The 5,898-nt window shown below is 70.4% G+C and carries 5 protein-coding genes; 1 reads left to right on the top strand and 4 read right to left on the bottom strand.

Annotated features, from left to right (window positions below; genetic code table 11):
• Positions 1-84 precede the first annotated feature (84 nt).
• The 3 genes from WU80_RS23870 to WU80_RS23860 are packed head-to-tail and all read right to left on the bottom strand — an operon-like array spanning position 85 to position 4,708.
• The gene (locus WU80_RS23870; RefSeq protein ID WP_055405551.1) at positions 85-798 is read right to left on the bottom strand and encodes an HNH endonuclease family protein; all 714 of its coding nucleotides are present in this window, start codon (positions 796-798) and stop codon (positions 85-87) included.
• On the bottom strand, positions 795-3,014 hold the full coding sequence (gene recG / locus WU80_RS23865; protein ID WP_055405550.1) for an ATP-dependent DNA helicase RecG: 2,220 nt from the start codon (positions 3,012-3,014) through the stop codon (positions 795-797). Before recG ends, WU80_RS23870 begins: the two co-directional genes overlap by 4 nt.
• 2 nt (positions 3,015-3,016) lie before the next feature.
• Entirely contained in the window at positions 3,017-4,708 is a 1,692-nt protein-coding gene (locus WU80_RS23860; RefSeq protein ID WP_055405549.1) for a DAK2 domain-containing protein, read from the bottom strand.
• 254 nt (positions 4,709-4,962) lie between these two features.
• Between WU80_RS23860 and rpmB the strand changes: the two genes are divergently transcribed.
• Entirely contained in the window at positions 4,963-5,157 is a 195-nt protein-coding gene (gene rpmB / locus WU80_RS23855) for a 50S ribosomal protein L28 (RefSeq protein ID WP_055405548.1), read from the top strand.
• A 126-nt stretch (positions 5,158-5,283) separates the two neighbouring features.
• Here the strand turns inward: rpmB and WU80_RS23850 are convergent.
• Positions 5,284-5,898, bottom strand: a 615-nt coding sequence (locus WU80_RS23850; RefSeq protein WP_055405872.1) for an SDR family oxidoreductase, incomplete at its 5' end; no start/stop codon positions are given.

Below are 5,898 nucleotides of genomic sequence, written 5' to 3'. Positions count from 1 at the left end.
CGTTCCTAGACAGCTCGCACTTCACTCGGAGGTCTTCGTCATGTCACCACGCCACGCCGTCACCAACGTCCGTGGTCAGTACAGCTAGCCCGCCGGGCAGGTGGCCGCCGCTTGACGCAGCACCCCCGTCGACGGCTGGTCCACCGGTAACGAGTAGCCGCGCAACACGGCGATGAACTGCATGGCGTACTGGCAGGCGAACGCGGCGTTCGGCGGCATCCATTGCGCGGGCGCCGCATCCCCCTTGTCCTGGTTGGCCTGTCCGTCGACGGCCAGCAGGTTGGCGGGGTCGTTGGCGAAGCGCAGCCGCTCGGCGTCGGGCCACCCGTAGGCGCCCATGTCCCAGGCGTAGGCGAGCGGGACGATGTGGTCGATCTGGACCGCCTCCCCGACCTTGGGGCCGCGCTGGAACGCGATGGTCTTGTTGGTGTAGGGATCGTGCAGGGTGCCGGTGGCCACCGCGTCCGGGCATCGTTTGGTGACGACGTACGTCTTGTCGACGAGGTCGCGGTTGAGGATGTCGTCGCGGGTGTCGCAGCCGTTGTGCCCCAGCGGGGCGTCGTTGTCGTCGTCCCACGCGTCGCCGAACGCCGGCCGCCGGTAGTCGTACCGGTGCGCCCGCACCGGCAGCACCGGGATGCCCGCCAGCACGTCGGAGCCGGGTTGCACCGTGGGGACGTCGGCGCGCGCCGCGTATTCGGCGGCGTGCCTGGCCGCCGTGGACCCCACCGTCTGGTAGGCCACCAGCAGCGCGAGCGCCGCGACCGCGGACAGCCACAGCAGCACCCTGCGGTTCACGACTTGTCCAGGTATTCGATCCGGTCACCGGTGACGAAAGGCGCTGCCAGCAAAGCCAATTCGGGGTTGGCCGGGTTGTCGGCGTAGCTGCGGACGCAGAATTCGCGCGCGGCCTCGATGACGTCGCGGTGGTCGGCCAGCGACAGCAGGCGCAGGTTGATCGCGCGGCCGGACTGGTTGCGGCCCAACACGTCTCCCTCCCGGCGTTCCTTGAGGTCCAGGTCGGCCAGCGCGAACCCGTCCAGGGTCGCGGCCACCGCGGACAGCCGGCGGCCCGCGGGCGACTCCGGCGAAACCCAGCTGGCGAGCAGGCACAGGCTGGGATGGCTGCCGCGGCCGATGCGGCCACGCAGCTGATGCAGCTGGCTGATGCCGAAGCGGTCGGCATCCATCACCAGCATCACGGTGGCGTTGGGCACATCCACACCGACCTCGATGACGGTGGTGCACACCAGCACGTCGATGTCACCAGCGCGGAACGCCGCCATCGCGGCGTCCTTTTCGTCGGCGGACAACCGGCCGTGCATCAGGCCCAGGCGCACCTTCGCCAACTCACCCGAACGCAGCCGGGCGTAGAGACCCTCGGCGGTTTCCGACGGCCTGGTGTTCTGCTCCTGCTTGTCCGCATCGTCGGTCTCGTCGATCCGCGGCGCGACCACATAGGCCTGGCGGCCGGCGGCGACCTCCTCGCTGATGCGCCGCCAGGCCCGCTCCAGCCACGCCGGCTTGTCCTTGACGAAGATGACGTTGCTGGTGATCGGCTGCCGGCCGCGCGGAAGTTCGCGCAGCGTAGACGTTTCCAGGTCGCCGTAGACGGTGAGCGCTACCGTGCGCGGTATCGGCGTCGCCGTCATCACCAGCAGGTGCGGTGTGACACCGGGACGGGCCTTGGCGCGCAACTGGTCTCGCTGTTCGACGCCGAAGCGATGTTGCTCGTCGACCACCACCATGCCCAGGTGGTGAAATTCCACCGCGTCCTGCAGCAGCGCGTGGGTGCCGACGACGATCCCGACCTGACCGCTGGCCACCTCGTCACGGACGTGCTTCTTCTGCGCCGCCGTCATCGATCCGGTGAGCAGCGCGACGCGGGTCGCGTGGTCGGCACCACCGAGCTGGCCGGCCATCGCCAACGGGCCGAGTACGTCGTTGATCGACCGGAGATGTTGGGCGGCAAGGACTTCCGTGGGCGCCAGCAACGCACACTGGTAGCCGGCGTCCACCAGTTGCAGCATCGCGAGCACCGCGATGATGGTCTTGCCCGAACCGACCTCGCCCTGCAGCAGGCGGTTCATCGGGCGGGTCGACGCCAGCTCCGTCGCGAACACGTCCAGCACCTCGCGCTGGCCGGCGGTCAGCTCGAACGGTAAGCGCCCCAACAGTTCCGCGGCCAAGCCGTCGGGCCGCGCCGGCGCCGCGGGCCCGGACTCCGACAGTTCGCTGTGCCGCCGGGCCGCCAAAGCCCACTGCAACCCGACCGCCTCGTCGAAGGTCAGCCGCTCCCGCGCCCGCCTGCGCGCCGCCTCCTCTTCGGCCAGGTGGATGTCGCGCAGCGCCCGGTCCTCGGAGACCAGGCCGTGATGGTCGCGCAGCTCCGCGGGCAACGGGTCGTCCACCGGATCCAGGACGTCGAGCACCTGGCGCACGCACCGGAAGATGTCCCAGCTCTGCAGCTTGGTGGTCGCCGGATAGATCGGGAAGAAGGCCCGCTCGAACGCCGCCATCTGCACCTCGCCGGTGGTGGCCTGCGAGGCGATGGCGATGTTCTTCAGCGAGCTCGTGCCGCGGTTCTTGCCGTCCGGGGAGTCGAGGATGAGGAACGCCGGATGGGTCAGCTGCATGACGTTGTTGAAGAAGCCGACCTCGCCGGAAAGCATCACCTTGGTGCCCTTGGTCAGGTCCTTCTTCAGGTAGTTCGCGTTGAAGAACGTCGCGGTCACCTTGTTGCGGCCGGCGCCGAGGGTGATGCGGTGGCACACCCGGTTCGGGGTCTTCTTCATAGGGAACGTCTTGGTTTCGGCGATCGTGTCGACGATCGTGATGTGCTCGCCGGCCGGCGGCTTCCGGTCGTCGGAGTCCCAGCGGGTCGCGCCCTCGGTGTAGCTGCGCGGATAGTGGCGCAAAAGGTCGTCGACGGTGCGGATGCCCAGCTCCTCGTCGAGCTGATCGGCGGCCTTGGCGCCCACCACGAAGTCCAGCCGGTCGCGCAGCGTGGCCACGGCTACTCGACCCCGATCAGCAGCGCGTCCCCGCGATGCCCGGTGCGGTAGGTGACCAGCTCGGTCCCCGGGTGATGGTCGTGCATGTGCTCTTCCAGGATGTCGGCCACGGCCGTGACGTCGTCGTCCGTTTCGATGCCGGCGCCTACCAGCACGGTCACCAGGTCACCGCCCGAGGCCAGCAACAGGTCGAGCAGGCCGATGGCCGCCGCGATGGCGTCGGCGGCCACGATCAGCACCTCGTCCCCCGCGATGCCCAGGCCGTCGCCGGGCTGGCAGCGCCCCGCCCAGGTCAACGCGCTCTCGGTCGCGATGCGCACCGAGCCGTGCCGGGCGGCACCCGCGGCGCGGGCCATGGTGTAGCCGTCGTCCACCGCCTGCCGGCCGGTTTCGTGCACGGCCAGCGCGGCCAGCCCCTGCACCATCGATCCCGTCGGGATCGGCACCACGTCGATGCCCCAGCCGATGGCCGCGGTGCACCCGGCCACCAGCTCCTCGGCGGGCACGTAGCCGTTGGGCAGCACCATCACCTGCGCGGCGCCGGTGTCGATCACCGCCCGCATCAACTGGTGCGCGCTGATGGTGGTGACCGGGTCGCCCCCACCCGCGTCCCGCTGCAGCACGCAGGCGCCCTCGCCGCCGAACAGCTCGGCGGCGCCGTCGCCGTCGACGACGGCCAGCACCGCGCGTTCCCGCGTCCAGCCGCCGGCCGGCAGCCCGGTGGCGCCGGAGCTCAACGCCGAAATCACGATGCGGCTCAGCCGCCCCGCGGCCAGCCCCGCCTCGACTGCGGCGCCGGCGTCGTCGGTGTGCACGTGCACCGAGTAGGTGCGGTGGGCCGGCGACGGCGCGGCGGCGATGCCCACCGAATCGCCGAGCTCCCCGAGCCGGTCCCGCAGGGCGTCCGCCGCGGCCGGTTCGCATCCGTCCAGCCGGTACATCACCTCGAACTGCGGCGCGGGGCGTTCGGCGGCGCCCTGCGGTTGCGGCGCGCGCGGCGACAACTCGTAGACGCTCCGGGCGGGCGCCTGCCCGGTGACGGTGGCGCGCAGGGCGTCCAGCAGGACCAGCAGGCCGCGGCCCCCCGCGTCCACGGCACCCGCGTCGGCAAGCACGTCGAGCTGCTCGGGTGTCTTTTCCAGGGCGACCACCGCCGCATCCCCGGCGGCGATGAGCGCCGGGGTGAGCCCGTCCCCGGCTTGGACGCACTCCCCGACGGCGTCGGCTGCGGCCCGCAGCACCGATACGATGGTCCCGGGGATTTCCTGGCCGCCCATCGAGGCGATGACCAGCTCGACACCGCGGCGCAGCGACGCGCCGAGCGTCGGGGCGTCGATGTGGGGCAGTTCACCGCCGGAGTCGGCCGCCGCGGACGCGGTCACGTCGGCGACGCCGCGCAGGATCTGCGACAAAATCACACCGGAATTGCCGCGGGCGCCGTTCAGGGCGCCGGCCGACATCGCGGCGGCGGCCCGCGCGACGCACGCCGACCCGCCCTCCGAATTCAGCCCGGCGTTGGCCTCGGCCAGCGCCGATCGCATGGTGAACAGCATGTTGGCGCCGGTATCGGAGTCGGCCACCGGGAAGACATTGAGCCGGTTGATCTCGTCGATGTGGGTGATGAGGTCGCTGACGGCGGTGTGCGCCCAATCCCGCAAGGTGGTCGCGTCCAGCAGGCGTTCCGACGGTCCCAGTGTTACCCACCTCCTTCACAACCAGCGTGGGCGCCAGCGTAGCCCGGTGACACCCGCCGCGGCCGCCCGTGACCACCACCCGCCGGCGGGGCGATCCGGCCCATTGAGCCTAGCCAGACGGGGCGACAGCGGTCCCGATCGTTTTGGCGGTTGCCACGCCGATCACCTATCCTGGTTGGGCCCGGTCAACCGGGCTGTCCCGGCCACGTGTCAGACCGCCGAGCCGGACCCCCGAGATTTGAGGAGCTTGAACCATGGCCGCTGTGTGCGACATCTGCGGGAAAGGCCCCGGCTTCGGCAAGTCGGTGTCGCACTCCCACCGCCGCACCAGCCGCCGGTGGGACCCCAACGTCCAGACGGTGCACGTTGTCACCCGCCCGGGCGCCAACAAGCAGCGCCTCAACGCCTGCACGTCCTGCATCAAGGCCGGCAAGGTCGTCCGGGGCTAGGGGCGATCGCAAGCGCGGCGTTGCCGGGCGCTGCGGGTCGCCCCATCGGGGCAGGGGCGATCGCAAGCGCGGCGTTGCCGGGCGCTGCGGGTCGCCCCATCGGGGCTAGCCAGACGTTAGTCCGGGCTACATCACAACGTGCCCGGCGTCGACGGGTATCGACACGCCCGTCACGTAACGCGCGCGGGGGCCCACCAGCCATAGCACCGCTTCGGTCACGTCTTGCGCCTCGACCAGCGGCACGTCGGGCAGCAGCATCTGGGCGACGGCCGGGTTCGGGTTCTCGAGCATCCGGTTGACCACGAAGTCGTTGAGAATCATCGGCGTCGTGACACCGGCCGGGTGCACCGAATTGACCCGAATCTTGTGCGGCGCATAGGCATTCGCCGCCGACCGCATGAGCCCGACGACACCGTGCTTGGACGCGGCGTAGGCGAACATCGCCGCACTCCCGTCTCCGCCCTTGCCGGTCAGACCCTGCGACGAGCTGATGAGCACCACCGAACCGCCTACGCCCTTGCGGATGATCGACGGCACCGTCGCCAGCATCGTGTGCCACACGCCCTTGAGGTTGGTGTCCACGATCGTGGTGAACACCGGCTCGGACTCGATGTCGGTAAGCCCGATCGCCACCACCCCGGCGTTGGCGACGACGATGTCGATCTCGCCGAGAACGTCGATTGCGCTTTGCACCCCGGCCTGCAATTGCGGCAGGTCCCGCACCTGTCTCTTATACACATC

It is taken from the genome of Mycobacterium sp. UM_11, assembly GCF_001414075.1.
Lineage (GTDB): Bacteria > Actinomycetota > Actinomycetes > Mycobacteriales > Mycobacteriaceae > Mycobacterium.
Note: the sequence above shows the minus strand (reverse complement) of the source record. Positions and strands in the feature narration are given on the sequence as shown.

Bases quoted from the DNA above. Each gene is read 5' to 3' on its own strand.
- rpmB (WP_055405548.1), top strand. From the start codon at position 4,963: ATGGCCGCTGTGTGCGACATCTGCGGGAAAGGCCCCGGCTTCGGCAAG.